Raw genomic sequence first — 19,218 nt, forward strand, 5'->3', positions numbered from 1 at the left:
AACCGACAACGACAGCAGGCAGGTAACGCAATGAATTTCGATCTCTCCGAAGAACAGGCCTCCATCGTCGAGGCGGTGCAGCAGGTCTGCGGGCAATTCGACATGGAATACTGGGACCGACTCGACAAGTCCGGCACCTATCCGCACGAGTTCTACCAGACGCTGTGCGAAGGCGGCTGGCTTGGCGTGGCCATGCCCGAGGCCTTCGGCGGCGCCGGACTGGGCATCCTGGAAGCGGCGCTTGTGATGCAGACCATCTCGCAGTCGGGCGCGGGCATGACCGGCGCGTCGGCGGTGCACATGAACGTGTTCGGCCTGAACCCGGTGGTGGTGTTCGGCACCGACGCGCAGAAGGGCCGCTTCCTGCCGCCGCTGATCGCAGGCCAGGAGAAAGCCTGCTTTGGCGTGACCGAGCCCGACGCCGGGCTCGACACCACCAAGCTCAAGACCTTTGCGCGCAAGGTGCCGGGCGGCTATTCGGTGAGCGGGCGCAAGATCTGGATCTCGACCGCGCAGGTGGCCGACCGCATGCTGCTGCTGGCGCGCACCACGCCGCTGGAGTCGGTGAAGAAATCGACCGAGGGGCTGTCGCTGTTCTATACGAAAGTCGACCGCAGCAAGATCGAGATCCGCGAGATCGACAAGATGGGCCGCGCCGCCGTCGACACCAACATGCTGTTCATCGATGACCTGTTCATTCCCGACGAGGACCGCATCGGCGACGAGGGCAAGGGCTTCGAGTACATCCTGCACGGGCTCAACCCGGAGCGCATCCTGATCGCGGCCGAGGCCATCGGGCTGGGCCGCGCGGCGCTGGCCATCGCCACGCAGTACGCCAAGGAGCGCGTGGTGTTCGGCCGCCCCATCGGCATGAACCAGGGCGTGCAGCATCCGCTGGCGCAGGCGTGGATGCAGCTGGAGTCGGCCAACCTGATGATGCTCAAGGCCGCGGCGCGCTACGACGCGGGCCAGTCGTGCGGAGCCGAGGCCAACGCCGCCAAGTACCTCGCGGCCGAGGCGGGCCACAATGCCTGCCAGACCGCGATCCTGACGCTGGGCGGCATGGGTTACTCGCGCGAGTACCGCGTCGAGCGGCTGCTGCGCGAATCGTATATCCCGCGCATCGCGCCGGTCAGCCCGCAGCTGATCCTGTGCTTTATCGCCGAGCGCGTGCTGGGCTTGCCCAAGTCTTACTGAGCGGGAACGTCGATGCAAGAACAGCCTGCACAGCCGCTTGCGCCGACCGGGCCGCTGGCCGGGATCCGCGTGATCGACATGACCTCGGTGGCGATGGGGCCGTATGCCACGCAGATCCTCGGCGACATGGGCGCCGAGGTGATCAAGGTCGAGCCGCCCGCCGGCGACGTGTTCCGCCACGCCGAGCCGGCGCGGCACGCCGCCATGGGCGCCAGCTTCCTCAACCTGAACCGCAACAAGCAATTCGTGGTGCTGGACGTGAAGCAGCCCGACGACCTGGCGGCGCTGAAGGCGCTGATCGCCGGCGCCGATGTCTTCGTTTCCAACGTGCGGCCGCAGTCGTTGCGCAAGCTCGGGCTCGACTATGCCTCGCTGTGCGCGGACCATCCGCGGCTGATCTACTGCGGTGCCTATGGCTATTCGGAGTCGGGGCCGTACGCCGGCGCGCCCGCCTTCGACGACATCATCCAGGCGCGCAGCGGCATGGCACAGTTCCAGGGCGCCAACTCGAACGAAGGGCCGCAGTACGTCAACACCATCCTCGCCGACAAGGTCGCCGGGCTGACCGTGGCCTATGCGATTCCGATGGCGCTGTACGAGCGCGAGCGTTCCGGCCGCGGCCAGGCCATCGAGGTGCCGATGTTCGAGACGCTGGTGTCGTTCCTGGCCACGGAGCAGCTGGCCGGGCAGACCTTCGTGCCGCCGCTCGGGCCGGCCGGCTATCCGCGCGTGATGTCGCTGCACCGCAAGCCGTACCGCACCCGCGACGGACATATCGCGCTGCTGCCATACACCAGCGCGCAATGGCAGCGCTTCTTCGATGTCTCCGGCCATGCGCCGCTGGCCAGCGATCCGCGCTACGCGACGCCGGCCGCGCGCAGCGCCAATATCGACGCGCTCTATGCCACGCTGGCCGATATCGTCGCGCAGCGCACCACCGCCGAATGGCTGGCGCTGCTGCGCGATGCCGACATCCCGCACAGCGAAGTGCCGCACTTCGACAGCCTTGCCGACGACCCGCACCTGCGCGCCACCGGCATGATGTTCGAGTACGACCATCCGAGCGAAGGGCGCCTGCGCGGCGTCGGCATTCCCACGCGCTTCTCGCGCACGCCGGGCAATATCCGCAGCTGGCCGCAGGCCTTGCCGCCCGGCGCGCGTCAGGAGGACTGACCCGCGCTGCCGCCGCGTACAATCCCGGCCAACGGATACTGAAGTCGAGGAAGCCAAACGATGGCAGCAAACGAAGCGGCGGAGAAGTCCGGTTACGGCAGCGTCAAGACGGCGCTGCGCGTGATCGAGATCATGGAAATCTATGCGCGCGAAGGGCGCTCGCTGACGCTGACCGAGCTGGCCAAGCTGCTGGGCGCGCCGATGTCGAGCTGCCTGGGGTTGATCCGCACGCTGGCTTCGCTGGGCTATCTGTACGAGACCGGGCGCCGCCAGGGCTACTACCCGACGCGCCGGCTGCTCGATATCGCGCAACGCATCGCCCGCAACGACCCGCTGCTGGAGCGCGTGCAGCCGGTGCTGGAATCGCTGCGCGACACCACCGGCGAGACCGTGGTGTTCGGCAAGCTGCAGGAGGACGGGCGCGTGCTGTACCTCGAGGTGCGCGAGTCAGCCAATCCTGTGCGCTATATCGCTGCGCCGGGCGAACTGCGCGACGCGCATGTCAATTCGATCGGCCGCGCCATCCTCGGCACCATGACCATGGAAAGCCGCGCGGAACTGCTGGCCGGCGTTTCCTTTGCGTCGCGCACCGGCCGCACGGTGGACTCGCTGCGGGTATTCGAGGCGGCGATGCAGCAATGGCAGGCGCAGGGGTGGTATCCGAATTTCGGCGAGTCGTTCCCCGACCTGGGGGCCATCGCGATGCCGGTATCGCTCGGCGGCGTTGTCTACGGGATGTCGGTGGCTGGGCCGCTGCATCGGGTCGAAGCCAATGCGGAGGCGATCGTCGTGGCGCTGAAGGCCGCAAGCGCTGCGCTGCAGGGGTAAGACGAAGGGCGGGGCACTGCGGCAGCCCCGAACCAAACCGTTGCGACCCACAAATACGAACGGAAAACGAAAAAGCCCGGTGCGTTTGCACCGGGCTTCCGTATCGGTTGGCTCCCCGACCTGGGCTCGAACCAGGGACCTGCGGATTAACAGTCCGTCGCTCTACCGACTGAGCTATCGGGGAACAGCTGAGAAAGAAATTATAGCCAGTTTCTCTTTTCTTCGTCAACACCCTTTCGGCATTTAGTTCCCGGGGTGCGGGGAAGGCTGGCTTGCTGCCTGGCGTGCGATCCAGAAGGCTGGATGCCGGCTTTGCGGCCGTGGGCGCCGAACAGCGAGGCCGCATTATAGCGACGCTTCCGGCTTTGTGCCAGAAAAAAACCGCCTCGCGGCGGCTTTTTTCTGCGGGGACCCACAGCGGGTCAGTCGAACACCGGCGATTCCACGCCCAGCACCTTGTGCAGCTTCGGCGAGGTGGTGGTGTACTGCATGTGGATCTTCTTCTCGGGGAAGATATACGGCGCAGCACCGAACGCGGCCAGCGCGGCCTCGTGGAAGCCCGACAGGATCAGCTTCTTCTTGCCGGGGTAGGTGTTGATATCGCCGACCGCGAAGATGCCGGGGATATTGGTCTGGAATTTCTCCGTGTCCACCTTGATCTGCTTGCGCTCCAGGTCCAGGCCCCATTCGGCGATCGGGCCCAGCTTGGGCGACAGCCCGAAGAACACCAGCAGGTCGTCGAGCGGCAGGCGGCGGGTCACGCCGTCTGCGCCGGACACCTTGATCTCGGTGAGCACGCCGTCCTTCTCTTCATAGCCGCTGATCTGGCCGACCAGGAACTGCATTTCCATCTGCTCGCACAGTTCCTTCATCTTGGCGACCGACGCCGGCGCGGCGCGGAAGCCGTCGCGGCGGTGGATCATCACCACTGACTCGGCCTTGCCGACCAGGTCCAGGGTCCAGTCCAGCGCCGAGTCGCCGCCGCCGACGATCACCAGGTTGCGGCCGTGGAAGCGGCTCGGATCCTTGACGCGGTAGAACAGCTGCTTGCCGTCGAACTTGTCGATGCCATCGACCTTGAGCGTGCGCGGCTGGAACGAGCCCACGCCGGCGGCGATGAAGATGGTCTTGGTGATGAAGCGCGTGCCGAGCGAGGTCTCGACGAAGAAGCGGCCGTCGTCACGGCGCTCGACCACGGAGACTTCCTGGCCCAGGTGGAAGGTGGGCTCGAACGGCTCGATCTGCTTGAGCAGGTTGTCGGTCAGCTCCTGGCCGGTGCAGCTGGGCACGGCCGGGATGTCGTAGATGGGCTTGTCCGGATACAGCTCCACGCACTGGCCGCCAACGACCTTCAGGGAATCGATGACGTGGGCCTTGATTTCGAGCAGGCCCAGTTCGAACACCTGGAACAGACCGACCGGGCCGGCACCGACGATCAGCGCATCGATTTCGAGGGGCTGGCCGCCTGCGGGGCTGCCGCCCTCGACCTGCCTGGTCGTGTCGGCAACGGGATTTGGAATGCTCAAGTCCATATTCGTCCTGATACGTTGGTTGGGCACGCGGGGTGCCCGGCATTGCGGAAAGCGCGTGGGGACGGCTTTCTTTACTGCCCGGTGCGCTCAGCGCTCCAGGTACTGCAGCTTGTCGGTGGCGTCCTTCCACTCCTCGGCCTCGGCCAGCGGGGCCTTGGTCTTGGTGATGGAAGGCCAGGCGCGCGCCAGTTCGGCATTCAGTTCGATGAACTGCTGCTGGTCGCCCGGCACGTCTTCCTCGGCGTAAATGGCGTTCACCGGGCATTCGGCCACGCACACGGCGCAATCGATGCACTCATCCGGGTCGATGGCCAGGAAATTCGGGCCTTCGCGGAAACAATCGACCGGACACACGTCAACGCAGTCTGTGTAGCGGCAACGGATGCAGGATTCGGTGACAACGTGAGTCATTTCGGTTCCAGGAAAACGGGTCGGCTTTTAATGGGAAACTGTGGGGCCGCTTCTTGCCGGCGAGACGCGCCGCATTCATCACATGGGGTGCCCGCGTGCCGCAGGGCAGCATGGGCGGGGCGAGCGCCGGCCGAGGCCTTTCGGAAACCGGTATTGTAGCCGAGCCTTCTGGCAAGAATAGCTGGTCTATATAGCCGGATCAGATAGTTTTCTTATTTCTTTATGTACTTTTGATTTAACGCATGGTGGCCGGCTGGCGTCTTTGTCTGGTCGCCGGCATGCTGCGCGGCACCACCTGGCCAGCCGGCAGCGGCCGGACTTCAGGTAGCATGGCGTTCTGACCCGGCATCGCCGTCTGGCCCGCTATGATCATCCAGTCTCTGCTCGACACCGACCTGTACAAATTCACGATGATGCAGGTGGTGCTGCATCAGTTTCCACAGGCACAAGTGGAATACCGCTTCAAGTGCCGCAACGCGGGTATCGATCTGACCCCGTATATCGACGAGATCCGCGCCGAGGTGGCGCGCCTGTGCCAGCTGCGCTTCACCGAGGAAGAGCTGGCCTACCTGCGCGGCCTGCGCTTTATCAAGAGCGATTTCGTCGATTTTCTCGGGCTGTTCCACCTGAACGAGAAATATGTCTCGGTGCGCCCGTCGCCGCTGGGCAACGGCGAGATCGAGATTTCCATCACCGGCCCGTGGCTGCACACCATACTGTTCGAAGTGCCGGTGCTGGCCATCGTCAACGAAGTCTATTTCCGCCGCACCCAGCCCCAGCCCGACCTGGCCGAAGGCCGCCGCCGGCTGGAAACCAAGCTGGCGCTGCTACAGACGCCAGAGCTGGGCGATTGCGTGATCGCCGACTACGGCACGCGCCGGCGTTTCTCGCGCGACTGGCAGGAAGAGGTGCTGCTGACCATGCGGCGCCTGCTGGGGCCGCAGCTGGCCGGCACCAGCAATGTCCACTTCGCGCGCCTGCACAATATGGTGCCGCTGGGCACGATGGCGCATGAATACCTGCAGGCCTGCCAGGCGCTTGGGCCGCGGCTGCGTGACTCGCAGGTGTTTGCGCTGGAGCGCTGGGCGCGCGAATACCGTGGCGACCTGGGCATCGCGCTGTCGGATACCTATGGCTTCGACGCCTTCCTGCGCGACTTCGACCTGTATTTCTGCAAGCTCTTCGACGGCGTGCGCCATGATTCCGGCGATCCGGTGCTGTGGGGCGAGCGCATGGTGGCCCACTATGCCGCCAACCGTGTCGACCCGCGCACCAAGACGCTGATCTTCAGCGACAGCCTCGACATCCCGCGCGTGATCGAGCTGTACCAGCGCTTCCATGGCCGCTGCCGGCTGGCGTTCGGGGTCGGCACCAACCTGACCAACGACCTGGGCTACACGCCGCTGCAGATCGTGCTGAAGATGGTGCGCTGTAACGGGCAGCCGGTGGCCAAGCTGTCGGACACGCCGGAAAAGACCATGTGCGACGATCCCGGCTACCTGGCCTACCTGCGCCAGGTGTATTCGGTGCAGCCCGCCGCGTAGCAGGTTTTGGCACGGCGCGCCGCTGTATCGCCCCTATAATCGCCGCATCGCGCCCTTGCGCACTGCCATCACAAGCCAGGCCACATGGAAACCAACGACGCCCGCGACCGCATCTTTGCCCGCATCCGTGCCGCCCAGGGCAGGCCGGCCCGGCCAAGCGCGGGGGAGCGCGGCGCCGTCGCCGACTACCTGGCGCGCCACCCGCAGGGCCCGCGTCCGGCCGTCCCGCCCGACCTGGCCGAAGCCTTCCTGGCGCAGGCGCAGCGCATGGCCTCGACCGTTGAGCGCGTCGCGACCCTGGCCGACGTGCCCGCCGCCACGGTGCGCTATCTCGACAGCCTCGGCCTGGTGCGCCGCGCGGTCGCCTGGGATGAGTTCGACCCGTTGCCGTGGCAGGACGCGGGGCTGGCGGTGGAGTGCCGCCCGCCGGTGCGCGACGCCGCGGCCGACCGCGAGCATGGCGACCTGGTCGGCATCACCGGATGTTTCTGCGCGATTGCCGAGACCGGCTCGCTGATGCTGCTGTCCGGCCCCGCCACCTTCGCCTCGGCCGCGCTGCTCCCCGAGACCCATATCGCGGTGGTGCCGCGCTCGCGCATCGTCGCCGGCCTGGAAGATGCGTTCGCGCTGGTGCGCAGCGAGCGCGGCGAGCTGCCGCGCGCCACCAACATCATCAGCGGTCCGTCGCGCACCGGCGATATCGAGCAGACCATCGTGCTGGGCGCCCACGGCCCGTACCGCGTGCATGTGATCCTGGTCGACGCGGCCTGATCTGCGCGGCGCGACGCCAGCGCGCCGCAATCCGAAAATGCACGCCGCAAGGGGAAGCGCGGCAGGGCCTTGCATTACACTTGCAGGCTTGCCCGCGCGCTCTGGCATCGCGCCGCGCGCTCCCATGACCGCTGCATTGTTCGAGGAGATCCTGCCTGATGCGACGTGCCCCCGTGCTGTTGCCACTGCTGGCCATGCTGGCCGCCTTTCCCGCCGCCGGCCATGCCGCCGACCTCGACGGGGCGTCGCTGTCGCCGCTGTGGGGACTGCCCTTTGCCGGCATCCTGCTGTCGATCGCGCTGTGGCCGCTGCTGGGGCCGAAGTTCTGGCACCACCATTACGGCAAGATCGCCGCGGGCTGGGGCCTGCTGTTCCTGCTGCCGTTCGCTTTCGTGTTCGGCGCGCATGCCGCCGCCGTCAGCACCGTGCACGCGCTGCTGGCCGAGTACATTCCGTTCATAGCGCTGATCACCACGCTCTATATCGTTGCCGGCGGCATCTGCGTGCGCGGCAACCTGCACGGCACGCCGGGGCTCAATACCGGCATCCTGGCTTTGGGCACGGTCCTGGCCAGCTTCATGGGCACCACCGGCGCCGCCATGCTGCTGATCCGGCCGCTGCTGCGCGCCAATGACAACCGCCGCCACGTGGCGCACGTGGTGGTGTTCTTCATCTTCCTGGTGGCCAACGCCGGCGGCTCGCTGACGCCGCTGGGCGACCCGCCGCTGTTCCTGGGCTTCCTGAAGGGCGTCGACTTCTTCTGGACCCTGCGCAACATCTTCCCGGAAACGCTCTTTATCTGCGCGGTGCTGCTGCTGGTGTTCTACCTGGTCGACCGGCACTACTACCGCAACAAGGAAGAACAGCTGTCGGTCGATCCGACCCCGGATTCGGGCAGCATCGCCATCGAAGGCAAGTTCAACTTCGTGCTGCTGCTGGCGGTGGTCAGCCTGGTGCTGATGAGCGGGCTGTGGAAGCCGGGCATCTCGTTCGACATCCTGGGCACCGAGGTGCCGCTGCAGGCGGCGGTGCGCGACGCCCTGCTGGTGGTGGTGGCGGTGGTGTCGATGCTGGTCACGCCGCGGGCGGCGCGCGTGGGCAACGAGTTCAACTGGGAACCGATCCTCGAGGTGGGCAAGCTGTTCGCCGGCATCTTCCTGACCATCATCCCGGTCATCGCGATGCTGAAGGCGGGTACCGACGGCGCCTTCTCTGGGGTGATCCGCGCGGTCAGCGACGCCAACGGCCAGCCGGTCGACAGCATGTATTTCTGGGCGACCGGCGTGCTGTCCTCCTTCCTCGACAACGCGCCGACCTACCTGGTGTTCTTCAATACCGCCGGTGGCGACCCCGCCACGCTGATGACGCGCGATGCCTCGACGCTGGCCGCGATCTCGGCGGGGGCGGTGTTCATGGGCGCCAACACCTATATTGGCAATGCACCCAACCTGATGGTCAAGGCCATCGCCGAAAACCGCGGCGTGCGCATGCCGAGCTTCTTCGGCTACATGCTGTATTCGGGCATTTTCCTGATGCCGCTGTTCGTCATCATGACCTTCCTCTTCTTCCATATCTGATGCCATGAAGCCGTCCGTCCTGGTCACCCGCGCCATCTATCCCGAAGTCATCGCGCACCTGGCGCAGTATTTCGATGTCGACGACAACCAGCAGGACGCGGTGCTCGACGCCGCCGCGCTGAAGGCGCGGCTAGCGGGCAAGGCCGGCGTGCTGGCCAATGCCGCCGACCGCATCGACGCCGGCGTCGTTGCCGGGCTGCCGGCACTGCGCGCGGTGTGCAACATGGCGGTCGGCTACAACAACCTGGATCTGCCGGCGCTGACCGCCGCGGGCATCGTCGCCACCAATACGCCGGACGTGCTGACCGAAACCACCGCGGATTTCGGCTGGGCCCTGCTGATGGCAACCGCGCGCCGGGTCACCGAGGCCGAGCACTACCTGCGCGCCGGCAAGTGGCAGCGCTGGAGCTACGACATGCTGGTCGGCATGGACCTGTACGGCAGCACGCTGGGCATCCTCGGCATGGGCCGCATCGGCCAGGCGCTGGCGCGGCGTGCGGGCGGGTTTGGCATGAACGTGCTGTACCACAACCGCAGCCAGCTGCCAGCCGAGACCGAGCGCGCGCTCAACGCCCGCTATGTCGGCAAGGAAGACCTGCTGCGCCAGTCCGACCACCTGCTGCTGGTGCTGCCATACGGCCCGCAGAGCCACCATGCCATCGGCGCCGCCGAGCTGGCGCTGATGAAGCCCACCGCGACGCTGGTGAACCTGGCGCGCGGCGGCATCGTCGACGATGCCGCGCTGGCGCAGGCGCTGCGCGACAAGCGCATCTTCGGCGCCGGGCTGGATGTGTTCGAGGGCGAGCCATCGGTCCATCCGGACCTGCTGACGGTGCCCAACGTCGTGCTGACGCCGCATATCGCCAGCGCGTCCGAGAAAACCCGCCGCGCCATGGCCATGCTCGCGGCCGACAACCTGATCGCGGCGCTCGACCAGGGCCCGCAGGCCGGCCATCCGCCCACCGTGATCAACCCTGAAGTGATGGCGCATCGCCGCTGAGGTTTTCGCATGACCCTGATTCCGTTCCTGACGCTGGCCGCGGCGCTGCTCGCGGTCGTGCTGCTGGTGATCGTGTTGCTGCGCCAGCAGGCCGGCTCATCCGGGGCCGGCATGGCGCGGCAGCTCGACGAGATGCGGCTGGAGCAGGCACGCGGCATGGAGCGGCTGGAGCGCGAGGTGCGCACCGAGGTGGCCGAGGCAGCGCGCGGCAGCCGCGGCGAGTCGGCGCAGCAGATGCTGCGCTTCCAGCAGGCGCTGTCGTCGCAGCTGACCGGCATCGCCACGCTGCAGAACAACCAGATCGACACCTTCGCGCAGCAACTGGCCAAGCTGACCGAGACCAACACCCAGCAACTGGAACAGGTGCGCCAGCACCTGATGCTGCAGTCGCAGCAGGCGCGTGACGAGCAGGCCGGCACGCTGCGCCGCTTCGGCGACGGCCTGCAGCAGCAGCTGGCGCAACTGTCCGAGGCCAACGAGCGGCGCCTGGCCGAGGTCCGCGCCACGCTGGAGCAGAAGCTGCAGGACATCGAGGCCAACAACGCGGCCAAGCTCGAGGAAATGCGCCGCACCGTCGACGAAAAGCTGCACGCGACGCTGGAGCAGCGGCTGGGCGAATCGTTCCGGCTGGTGTCGGACCGCCTCGAGCAGGTGCATCGCGGCCTGGGCGAAATGCAGGTGCTGGCGCAGGGCGTGGGCGACCTGAAGAAGGTGCTGACCAACGTGAAGTCGCGCGGCACCTGGGGCGAGGTGCAGCTGGAGATGCTGCTGGAGCAGATGCTGACGCCGGAGCAGTACGGCAAGAATGTCGAGACCGTGCGCAACTCGGGCGCGCGCGTGGAGTTTGCCATCCGCCTGCCCGGCAAGGCGGCGGGCGCGGACCCAGCGCCGGTCTGGCTGCCCGTCGACGCCAAGTTTCCCAAGGAACAGTACGAGCGCCTGGTCGACGCGCAGGAACGCGGCGATCCCGATGGCGTGCTCGCGTTCGGCCGCGAACTGGAAACGGCGCTGCGGCGCGAGGCCCAGACCATTGCCGAAAAATACCTGGCGCCGCCGCAGACCACCGACTTTGCCATCCTGTTCCTGCCGACCGAAGGGCTTTACGCCGAGGTGCTGCGCCGTCCCGGCCTGACCGACCAGCTGCAGCGCGACTATCGCGTGACCGTGGCTGGTCCCACCACGCTGACCGCGCTGCTGAACAGCCTGCAGATGGGGTTCCGCACGCTGGCGCTGGAAAAGCGCTCGAGCGAGGTGTGGGAAGTGCTGGGCGCGGTCAAGACCGAATTCGGCAAGTTTGGCGACGTGCTGGCCAAGACCCGCGATACCCTCGAGCGTGCCGCGCGCAATATCGAGCAGGCGGAAGTGCGCACGCGGCAGATGGCGCGCAAGCTGCGCACGGTGGAAGCGTTGCCGGGTGAAGCCGCGCAGCAGCTGCTGGGCCTCGGCCTGGAAGCGGCGGCGGATGGCACGCCGGAAACTACCAATAACGCGGAAAACAGCCAGGCCTGAGCGCGCGGCAGGGCAGGTGAGGAGAAGCTGGAAAGGCGGCCGGCGTAGCGCCCGGCCGGAGATGACGGTGCGCCGTTCAGCGGTCTTCTTCGGGGGACAGCTCGCGCACGTGGACCTCGATGCCGCCGAAGCGGGCGGCCACCCAGTTGTAGGCCTTGCAGGCGAGCCACAGCAGGCCAAAGCCGATCAGCGCATTGAGAATGATCGCGCTGAAGACCGTGATCGCCGGCAGGTCACCATAGCGGACGAAGGTGACGAACAGGCCCAGCGACACGATCGGCAGGGAGAAGCACAGGTAGACCAGCACCAGCGCGCGGGCGGTCTTGACGGGGTGGAGGTACGCAATCTCCTGATTCATGACGGGGGATACTCGAATGTTTCTGAATCGTGCGCCAAGTGTAGCGATTGGCCGATGCCAAGCATAGCCCGGCGGCCGCGGGGCAGCCGAAAGCCCGGCGGCAACGGTGCCGCGGCGGCAAATGTGCAGCACAAAAACGACACATTGCTACGATCGTGTAGCGAATGGTTGCGCGCAGCCCCCGCCGTCCCGCTCAAACCAGCCCGTCGAACAGCATCACCTCGACCGCGTCGCCGGCCTTGACCGAATCCTGCTCGTGGCCGAGCACGATAAAGCAGTTGGCCTCGCTCATCGAGCGCAGCACGCCCGAGCCCTGCTGGCCGGTAATGCGTACTTCCCACTCGCCGTCGCCGGCGCGCGCCAGGATGCCGCGCTGGTACTCGGTGCGCCCCGGTTTCTTGCGGATCGCCTGCGCGCTGCGCACGCGCAGCAGCGGCAGCGGCGGCACCGTCGCGCCCATCAGCCGGTGCAGCGCCGCGCGCACGAAATGGTAGAAGGTGACCATCACCGCCACCGGATTGCCGGGCAGGCCGAACAGCAGCGCGGAGTGCGCGCCCGCGCCGTCGGCCTGGATGCGCCCGAAGGCCATCGGCCGGCCCGGGCGCATGGCGATCTTCCAGAACGTGACATCGCCCAGGCGCGCCATGATCTGCTTGGTGTAGTCGGCCTCGCCGACCGAGACCCCGCCCGAGGTGATGACCGCGTCGGCGCTTTCGCACGCGGTGCGGAAAGCGGCTTCGAGCGAGTCGGGATCGTCGCGCACCACGCCCATGTCGAGCAGGTCCACGTTCATCCGGCGCAGCATGCCGTGCAGCGTGTAGCGGTTGGAGTCGTAGACACAGCCGGGGTCGAGCGGCTCGCCGATCGAGCGCAGCTCGTCGCCGGTGGAGAAGAATGCCACGCGCAGGCGCCTGCGCACGCGCACCTCGGCCACGCCCAGCGACGCCAGCAGGCCGAGATCGGCCGGCTGCAGGATGCGCCCGGCTTGCAGCGCCGCCTGGCCGCGGGCCAGGTCCTCGCCGCGCAGGCGCCGGTTGTCGCCGATGCGGACGCAGTCAGCGGCAAAGCGGATGCGCGCGCCGTCGGCGCCGGTTTCGACGAACTCCTGTGGCACTACCGTATCGCAGCCGGCCGGCATCACCGCGCCGGTCATGATGCGCACCGCCTGCACCGCGGTCGGGGCCAGCGCGCCGGCACCGCCGGCCAGCGCGCTGCCGATCACCTCGAGCTCGACCGTGGCGGTCTGCGCCGCGGCCAGGGCCGCGCCCTGGAAGGCATAGCCGTCCATCGCCGAATTGTCGTGCGCGGGCACGTCGATGGTCGAGACGATGTCCTCGGCCAGCACCCGGTCCAGCGCGCTGCGGATCGGCAGCTGTTCGATGCCGCGCACCGGCTCGACCACCTCGCCGATGATGCGGTTGGCGTGGTCCACCGGCAGCGCGGTGGGATCGTAGTCGGACAGGCAGGAAATGACGGATTGCAGCGATGGCATGGCGGTCAGCGGTCGGCGGTGGCTGGGGCAGGGATTCAGCGCGCCTCGTGCGCGCGCAGTTCGTCCAGGGTGTTGATATTGGCAAAGGCCGCGGCGTCGTCGAACAACACTTCGGCCAGCCGGTGCGAGGCGGCCCAGGTTTCGATCTTGCGGCCGCCCCCGGAAAGATAAGCCACCAGGCTGTCGAGCGCACTGACCGGCATCAGGCAGAACACCGGCTGGGTCTGGCGCCGGCCGTCGGGGTCAAGCGTCACCGGAATCGCCAGCTCGGCGCCCTCGGCCTCGATCGCCTGTGCCAGGCGCGCCACCAGGTCGGTCGGCAGGAACGGCGAATCGCACGGTGCCGTCACCATCCAGGGGGTCGCACATTGTTCCAGGCCGGCCAGCATCCCGGCCAGCGGGCCGGCGAAGTCGGGCACGCTGTCGGTGTAGACCGGCACGCCGAAGGACTCATAGGCGGCCAGGTTGCGGTTGGCGTTGATCATCAGCCCGCCCACCTGCGGCGTCAGCCGCATCATCGTGTGCATGGCCATCGGCGTGCCCTGCAGCGGCTGCAGGCCCTTGTCGGTGCCGCCCATGCGGCTGCCCCTGCCGCCTGCGAGGATCAGGCCGGTGATGTCGTCGCGTGCAATCATGGAGTAGTTGTGCGGCGGGTTCAGCCGCCGATATAGGACATCTCGATCTTGCGCTCGGCGCGCCTGGCGCGCACTGCCGGGTCGCTGCGCTGCTCGGAATAGTTGTCGGTGCGGCCCTGCCAGACCTGCGCGATCGCGTTGGAGATTTCCAGGTCGCTGTAGCCGCCGCGCAGCAGCGCGCGCAGGTCGAAGCCTTCGGTGGCGAAGAGGCACAGGTAGAGCCGGCCTTCGGTGGAGAGCCGGATACGGCTGCAGTCGCCGCAGAAGGCGTGGGTGACGCTGGAGATCACGCCGACCTCGCCGGCGCCGTCGCGGTAGCGCCAGCGTTCGGCGGTTTCGCCGGCATAGTTGGCCTGCACCGGCTCGAGCGGGAATTCGGCGTCGATGCGCTTCACCACTTCGGCCGACGGCAGCACTTCGTCCATCTGCCAGTGGTTACTGGCGCCGACGTCCATGAACTCGATGAAGCGCAGGATGATACCGCTGTGGCGGAAGTGGCGCGCCATCGGCACGATTTCCTGGTCGTTGGTGCCGCGCTTGACCACCATGTTGACCTTGATCGGCGCCAGGCCCACGGCCTGCGCGGTCTCGATGCCGCGCAGCACGTCGGCGACGGCGAAGTCGACGTCATTCATGCGGCGGAAGGTGGCATCGTCGATCGCGTCCAGGCTGACGCTGACCCGCGTCAGGCCCGCGTCGCGCAGCGCGCGCGCCTTGCGCGCCAGCAGCGAGGCATTGGTGGTCAGGGTCAGGTCCAGCGGCTTGCCCGACACGGTCTCGATCTTCGCCAGCATCTCGACCAGGTGCTCGATGTTCTTGCGCAGCAGCGGCTCGCCGCCGGTCAGGCGGATCTTCTCGACGCCGTGGGCAACGAACAGGCGCGCGGTGCGCTCGATCTCCTCGAAGCTCAGCAGTTCGGAATGCGGCAGGAAGGTGTAGTCCTTGTCGAACACTTCCTTCGGCATGCAGTAGACGCAGCGGAAGTTGCAGCGGTCCGTCACCGAGATACGGAGGTCGTGCAGCGGCCGGCCGCGGCGGTCGGCCACCAGGCCGGTCGGCGCAACCAGGTTGCCGGGAATGCTGGGCGTCATCGAGCGGTAGCGATGGTCGCGCAGGTCGAAAATCGGGATGACGGATTCGGTCATGGCCTGTGGGTGGCACGGCGTCCGGGGAGCGCGACGGCAACGCAAGAAGCGAGTGGCGCGGGCGCTCGGGGGGACCGGATGCATTCTGCTGCCATTCTAGCCGAGGCCGGGGCGGGGCATCCGCATCCCGCGGTGATGACGGGGATTCACCGCGACCGCCGCCCATGAAAAAAGGGGACGGCCAGGCCGTCCCCTTCTTGCTTTGGCTGCAGCGCAGCGGCGTCGCTTACTGCTGCGATGCCATCTGCACTTCGCGGCTGCCGGTTTCCACCAGGATCATCGGACCCTGGGGCAGCGGCGGCAGCGGCTTGCGCTCGCGCGGCACGCGCGGGGCGGGCACGATGCGGGCAGCGGCTTCCTGGGCCGAGCGCAGCTTGTCGCTGTCGGTATGGACCCATTGCAGGCCGGCGGTGGCCAGCATCGGCTCCAGGTTCTCCAGCGACGCCGGCGCTGCGGCAGGGACCGACGCCTGGACCGGAGCCAGGGCAGGAGCCGAAGCGGCCGGCGCGGCCGCCGGAGCGGTTGCCGCGACCGGTGCCGGCACGGGCTCCGGTGCGGGTGCCGTGGCGGGGGCAGCGGCCGGCACGACCGGCGCAGCGGTTTCGACTGCGGCGCTGAGGGCCGGCTCGGAGACGGCTTCCGCGGCAACGGCCTCGGTCACCGCCACGGCCACCGGCGTGACAGTCTCGGCAGGTTCGGCAGCTTGTGCGGCCTCCGGCTGGACCGCCGGGGTGGCTTGCGCCGCCGGGGCCGGCGTCACGTCTGCCGGCACCGCGATGCGGACGGTTTCGACGGCTTCGGGCGCGGCTTGCGCGGCCACGGCCGGCTGCTGCGCGGGCTCGGCCGGTGCGCCGGCTTCAGTGCTGGCTTGGGCGCCGGCCTGGGCGAAGCCTTCGGCAGCAGCGCCTTCGCCTTCACCTGCCACGCCTTGCCCCGACTCGTCGCGTTCGCGGCGATAGCGGTTGCGGCCACGGCGGTTGCGGCGGCGGCGCTCTTCGCCCTCGGCGGTCTCCGCGCTTTCGGCGATACCTTCGGCGCCTTCCGGCAGTTCGGCGCGGGCCTGGGTCTCTTCGGTCAGGGCCTGCGGCAGCACGCCCAGGGCCTGGGCGGCAGCGATGGCTTCCGGCTGCGGCGCTTCGCCGGCTTCGGCTTCGCGCAGTTCGCTGCGCTCGCGCTGGCGTTCGCGCTGGCGCTCGCGGCGTTCCTGGTTGCGGTCGCGGCGGCCTTCCTGGCGCGCCTCGGCGCGTTCACCCTGGCCGCGCTCGGCGGGCACGGCCTCGGCCTGGCGCGCCACGGCCGGCGTCGCCTGGCCTTCACCTTGCTGGCGCGGCTGGCGGCCCTGGCGTTCGCCACGGCCCTCGCGCTGCTCGCCGCGCTCTGCGGCCTGGCGTTCGCCACGCTCGCCGCGTTCGGTGCGTTCGCCGCGCTCGGCACGTTCACCACGCTGGCCACGGCCCTGGCGCTCGCCACGCTCGGCGCGTTCGGTGCGTTCGCCGCGTTCGCCGCGTTCGGCGCGCTCGCCACGCTGGCCGCGGCCTTCGCCACGCGGACCGCGCTCACGACGGCCATCGGTGCTGCGGGTTTCCGCGGCGGCTGCCGGCTTGGCCGGCTCCACCACCGGCGCAGTGGCCGGACGCGCACCGAACAGGCCCTTCAGCCAGGCGATAAAGCCGCCGGCTTCCACCGGCTTGGTGGCCGGCACGGGCGGCGCCACCGGAGCGGCTTCCGGGCGCGGTGCGCGCTCGGGGCGCGGCACCGAGACCGGGGCCGGCTGCTCGGGCGTGATGCCCTTGACCGCGGCTTCCTGGCGCGGCTTGGCTTCTTCCTTGCGGCGGCTGCTGTAGCTGGTGTCGGCTTCCAGTTCCTTGGCGGCGGCCTCGGCCATCTTGTAGCTGGCGGTGCTGTCTTCCAGGCGCGGGTCGTCGTGGCGCAGGCGCTCCAGCTTGTAGTGCGGCGTTTCCAGGTGCTTGTTGGGAATCAGCAGCACGTTGACCTTGAAGCGCAGCTCGATCAGGTTGATCTCCTGGCGCTTCTCGTTCAGCAGGAAGGCGGCGACCTCCACCGGCACCTGGCAGTGGATGGCGGCGGTGTTTTCCTTCATCGCCTCTTCCTGGATGATGCGCAGCACCTGCAGGGCGGACGATTCGGTATCGCGGATATGGCCGGTGCCGTTGCAGCGCGGGCAGGTGATGTGCGAGCCCTCGGACAGCGACGGGCGCAGGCGCTGGCGCGACAGCTCCATCAGGCCGAAGCGGCTGATCTTGCCCATCTGCACGCGCGCGCGGTCATGGCGCAGCGCGTCCTTCAGGCGCGTTTCCACGTCCTTCTGGGCCTTGCCCGACTCCATGTCGATGAAGTCGATCACGATCAGGCCGCCCAGGTCGCGCAGGCGCAGCTGGCGGGCGATCTCGTCGGCGGCCTCGAGGTTGGTGCGCAGCGCGGTTTCCTCGATGTCGGCGCCCTTGGTGGCGCGGGCCGAGTTCACGTCGACCGAGACCAGCGCCTCGGTGTGGTCGATCACGATGGCGCCGCCCGACGGCAGCATCACCATGCGCGAGTAGGCGGATTCGATCTGGTGCTCGATCTGGAAGCGCGAGAACAGGGGTACGTCGTCGCGGTACTTCTTCACGCGGTTCATGTTGTCAGGCATCACCACGCTCATGAAGGCGCGGGCCTGTTCGTAGATCTCGTCGGTGTCGATCAGGATCTCGCCGATATCCGGCTGGAAGTAGTCGCGGATCGCACGGATCACCAGGCTGGATTCCAGGTAGATCAGCAGCGGCGCCTTGTTGTCGCCGGCGGCGCCGTCGATGGCCTTCCACAGTTGCAGCAGGTAGTTCAGGTCCCACTGCAGTTCCTCGGCCGAGCGGCCGATGCCGGCGGTGCGGGCGATGATGCTCATGCCTTCCGGCACGGTCAGCTGCGCCATGGTCTCGCGCAGCTCCTGGCGGTCTTCGCCCTCGATGCGGCGCGACACGCCGCCGCCGCGCGGGTTGTTCGGCATCAGCACCAGGTAGCGGCCGGCCAGCGAGATGAAGGTGGTCAGGGCCGCGCCCTTGTTGCCGCGCTCTTCCTTCTCGACCTGGACGATCAGTTCCTGGCCTTCATGCAGGGCGTCCTGGATGCGCGCGTTGCGCACGTCGATGCCTTCCTTGAAGAAGGCGCGCGCGACTTCCTTGAACGGCAGGAAGCCGTGGCGCTCTTCGCCGTAATTGACGAAGCAGGCTTCCAGCGAAGGTTCGATGCGGGTGATGACACCCTTGTAGATGTTGCCCTTGCGCTGTTCGCGCCCGGCAGTCTCGATGTCGATATCGATCAGCTTCTGACCGTCGACGATGGCGACGCGCAATTCCTCCTGTTGCGTCGCGTTGAACAGCATGCGTTTCATCGCAATACCTCACTCCAGTGTCGCGGGTGGCACCGTCTGGGCGGTGTCCGCGGCGATCCATGGAGCACGCGAGGGAGCGAGCGAGGCGCGAGAATTGCCGGAAAGCGCCGCTGCGCAAGACATGCGAGCGGCTGGGCGCGGGTGAAAGAGAGCGATGACGTCGGGGTAACGTCCGCGGACAGGAGAGAACACCGGAGGCTGCTCTTGCGCAGACATCCGGCGCATTCCCGTGCCGGAGGCGATGCTGGGCGCCGGCGCAACCAGCGCCGGCGGCATCGCGGCCGGCCGCGGAAGGCCTAGACGCGTCAAAGAGCAAATTTTTCGGACACGGCATGGTTGCCGTTGCAGCCTGACTTCTCCTGGCGGGCGCACCTACTACTTCTTGGAGTTCTGCGACCGGGCGCCGGTAACTTCCAGTCAGGCGGCAGGTCAACCTGCCGGCCGGCACCGTTTCCCGGTGCGGGCGGGACTTCTCTCACCGAAGCGGATGCCGGCTGCGGCATCCGCCTTTAAATTCTGTTTTACCTGAACACTCAGTTCCCACGTCACCGCCTGCCCGTGCCGAAGCCACCTTTGGGCGACTTCCTGCATGCCGGCGGCACCGTGCGTGCTGCTTTTTGCTGCCATTTGCCCGTCTGGCGCTTGGCGTAACGCGAAT

At 67.8% G+C, this 19,218-nt stretch carries 15 protein-coding genes and 1 tRNA gene; 8 read left to right on the top strand and 8 right to left on the bottom strand.

What is annotated here, in order from left to right; genetic code table 11:
- The first annotated feature begins 30 nt into the window (after nucleotides 1–30).
- From C7416_RS05480 to C7416_RS05490, 3 genes are read left to right on the top strand one after another with little or no spacing between them, the layout of a single operon-like run.
- A complete protein-coding gene (locus C7416_RS05480) occupies nucleotides 31–1,197 on the top strand; it encodes an acyl-CoA dehydrogenase family protein (RefSeq protein WP_111517538.1) in 1,167 nt (388 codons plus the stop codon).
- A 12-nt stretch (nucleotides 1,198–1,209) separates the two neighbouring features.
- Nucleotides 1,210–2,370 carry a CaiB/BaiF CoA transferase family protein gene (locus C7416_RS05485; RefSeq protein WP_111517539.1) on the top strand — a complete coding sequence of 387 codons (1,161 nt, stop codon included), beginning with the start codon at nucleotides 1,210–1,212 and terminating at the stop codon, nucleotides 2,368–2,370.
- Between the two features lie 60 nt (nucleotides 2,371–2,430).
- Complete coding sequence (locus C7416_RS05490) at nucleotides 2,431–3,198, top strand: IclR family transcriptional regulator (RefSeq protein WP_062800919.1); 768 nt, start codon at nucleotides 2,431–2,433, stop codon at nucleotides 3,196–3,198.
- A gap of 108 nt (nucleotides 3,199–3,306) precedes the next feature.
- Here the strand turns inward: C7416_RS05490 and C7416_RS05495 are convergent.
- From C7416_RS05495 to fdxA, 3 genes are all read right to left on the bottom strand, one after another.
- A tRNA-Asn gene (locus C7416_RS05495) sits at nucleotides 3,307–3,382 on the bottom strand.
- A gap of 238 nt (nucleotides 3,383–3,620) precedes the next feature.
- Nucleotides 3,621–4,730 carry an NAD(P)/FAD-dependent oxidoreductase gene (locus C7416_RS05500; RefSeq protein WP_111517540.1) on the bottom strand — a complete coding sequence of 370 codons (1,110 nt, stop codon included), beginning with the start codon at nucleotides 4,728–4,730 and terminating at the stop codon, nucleotides 3,621–3,623.
- 87 nt (nucleotides 4,731–4,817) lie between these two features.
- The gene (gene fdxA, locus C7416_RS05505) at nucleotides 4,818–5,141 is read right to left on the bottom strand and encodes a ferredoxin FdxA (RefSeq protein ID WP_012353337.1); all 324 of its coding nucleotides are present in this window, start codon (nucleotides 5,139–5,141) and stop codon (nucleotides 4,818–4,820) included.
- 365 nt (nucleotides 5,142–5,506) lie between these two features.
- On the opposite strand from fdxA, the gene pncB reads away from it, so the two are divergent.
- The 5 genes from pncB (at nucleotide 5,507) to C7416_RS05530 (ending at nucleotide 11,542) form a co-directional block, all read left to right on the top strand.
- Nucleotides 5,507–6,685 (top strand): nicotinate phosphoribosyltransferase, encoded by a 1,179-nt coding sequence (gene pncB, locus C7416_RS05510; RefSeq protein WP_111517541.1) that lies wholly within the window; start codon nucleotides 5,507–5,509, stop codon nucleotides 6,683–6,685.
- A gap of 84 nt (nucleotides 6,686–6,769) precedes the next feature.
- Complete coding sequence (locus C7416_RS05515) at nucleotides 6,770–7,456, top strand: LutC/YkgG family protein (protein ID WP_111517542.1); 687 nt, start codon at nucleotides 6,770–6,772, stop codon at nucleotides 7,454–7,456.
- Between the two features lie 158 nt (nucleotides 7,457–7,614).
- A complete protein-coding gene (locus C7416_RS05520; RefSeq protein WP_111517543.1) occupies nucleotides 7,615–9,033 on the top strand; it encodes a sodium:proton antiporter in 1,419 nt (472 codons plus the stop codon).
- 4 nt (nucleotides 9,034–9,037) lie between these two features.
- Nucleotides 9,038–10,033, top strand: coding sequence for a 2-hydroxyacid dehydrogenase (locus tag C7416_RS05525; RefSeq protein WP_111517544.1), 996 nt, complete (start codon nucleotides 9,038–9,040; stop codon nucleotides 10,031–10,033).
- A 9-nt stretch (nucleotides 10,034–10,042) separates the two neighbouring features.
- Nucleotides 10,043–11,542, top strand: a complete 1,500-nt coding sequence (locus tag C7416_RS05530) for a DNA recombination protein RmuC (RefSeq protein WP_111517545.1) — start codon at nucleotides 10,043–10,045, stop codon at nucleotides 11,540–11,542.
- A 76-nt stretch (nucleotides 11,543–11,618) separates the two neighbouring features.
- Here the strand turns inward: C7416_RS05530 and C7416_RS05535 are convergent, their stop codons facing one another.
- From C7416_RS05535 to C7416_RS05555, 5 genes are all read right to left on the bottom strand, one after another.
- Nucleotides 11,619–11,900: a hypothetical protein gene (locus tag C7416_RS05535; RefSeq protein ID WP_018005172.1), complete on the bottom strand. Its 282-nt coding sequence runs from the start codon at nucleotides 11,898–11,900 to the stop codon at nucleotides 11,619–11,621.
- A 193-nt stretch (nucleotides 11,901–12,093) separates the two neighbouring features.
- Entirely contained in the window at nucleotides 12,094–13,392 is a 1,299-nt protein-coding gene (moeA, locus tag C7416_RS05540) for a molybdopterin molybdotransferase MoeA (protein ID WP_111517546.1), read from the bottom strand.
- Between the two features lie 35 nt (nucleotides 13,393–13,427).
- Nucleotides 13,428–14,027, bottom strand: coding sequence for a molybdenum cofactor guanylyltransferase MobA (gene mobA / locus C7416_RS05545; protein WP_111517547.1), 600 nt, complete (start codon nucleotides 14,025–14,027; stop codon nucleotides 13,428–13,430).
- A 20-nt stretch (nucleotides 14,028–14,047) separates the two neighbouring features.
- Nucleotides 14,048–15,172 (bottom strand): GTP 3',8-cyclase MoaA, encoded by a 1,125-nt coding sequence (gene moaA, locus C7416_RS05550; RefSeq protein WP_026164074.1) that lies wholly within the window; start codon nucleotides 15,170–15,172, stop codon nucleotides 14,048–14,050.
- Nucleotides 15,173–15,398: 226 nt separating this feature from the next.
- On the bottom strand, nucleotides 15,399–18,560 hold the full coding sequence (locus C7416_RS05555; RefSeq protein WP_111517548.1) for an Rne/Rng family ribonuclease: 3,162 nt from the start codon (nucleotides 18,558–18,560) through the stop codon (nucleotides 15,399–15,401).
- Nucleotides 18,561–19,218 lie beyond the last annotated feature (658 nt).

The sequence above is a fragment of the Cupriavidus phytorum genome (assembly GCF_003254285.1).
GTDB classification, from domain to species: domain Bacteria; phylum Pseudomonadota; class Gammaproteobacteria; order Burkholderiales; family Burkholderiaceae; genus Cupriavidus; species Cupriavidus phytorum.

Coding starts and splice junctions, on each gene's coding strand:
- C7416_RS05480 (WP_111517538.1), top strand. CDS start 31: ATGAATTTCGATCTCTCCGAAGAACAGGCCTCCATCGTCGAGGCGGTG.
- C7416_RS05485 (WP_111517539.1), top strand. CDS start 1,210: ATGCAAGAACAGCCTGCACAGCCGCTTGCGCCGACCGGGCCGCTGGCC.
- C7416_RS05490 (WP_062800919.1), top strand. CDS start 2,431: ATGGCAGCAAACGAAGCGGCGGAGAAGTCCGGTTACGGCAGCGTCAAG.
- C7416_RS05500 (WP_111517540.1), bottom strand. CDS start 4,730: ATGGACTTGAGCATTCCAAATCCCGTTGCCGACACGACCAGGCAGGTC.
- fdxA (WP_012353337.1), bottom strand. CDS start 5,141: ATGACTCACGTTGTCACCGAATCCTGCATCCGTTGCCGCTACACAGAC.
- pncB (WP_111517541.1), top strand. CDS start 5,507: ATGATCATCCAGTCTCTGCTCGACACCGACCTGTACAAATTCACGATG.
- C7416_RS05515 (WP_111517542.1), top strand. CDS start 6,770: ATGGAAACCAACGACGCCCGCGACCGCATCTTTGCCCGCATCCGTGCC.
- C7416_RS05520 (WP_111517543.1), top strand. CDS start 7,615: ATGCGACGTGCCCCCGTGCTGTTGCCACTGCTGGCCATGCTGGCCGCC.
- C7416_RS05525 (WP_111517544.1), top strand. CDS start 9,038: ATGAAGCCGTCCGTCCTGGTCACCCGCGCCATCTATCCCGAAGTCATC.
- C7416_RS05530 (WP_111517545.1), top strand. CDS start 10,043: ATGACCCTGATTCCGTTCCTGACGCTGGCCGCGGCGCTGCTCGCGGTC.
- C7416_RS05535 (WP_018005172.1), bottom strand. CDS start 11,900: ATGAATCAGGAGATTGCGTACCTCCACCCCGTCAAGACCGCCCGCGCG.
- moeA (WP_111517546.1), bottom strand. CDS start 13,392: ATGCCATCGCTGCAATCCGTCATTTCCTGCCTGTCCGACTACGATCCC.
- mobA (WP_111517547.1), bottom strand. CDS start 14,027: ATGATTGCACGCGACGACATCACCGGCCTGATCCTCGCAGGCGGCAGG.
- moaA (WP_026164074.1), bottom strand. CDS start 15,172: ATGACCGAATCCGTCATCCCGATTTTCGACCTGCGCGACCATCGCTAC.
- C7416_RS05555 (WP_111517548.1), bottom strand. CDS start 18,560: ATGAAACGCATGCTGTTCAACGCGACGCAACAGGAGGAATTGCGCGTC.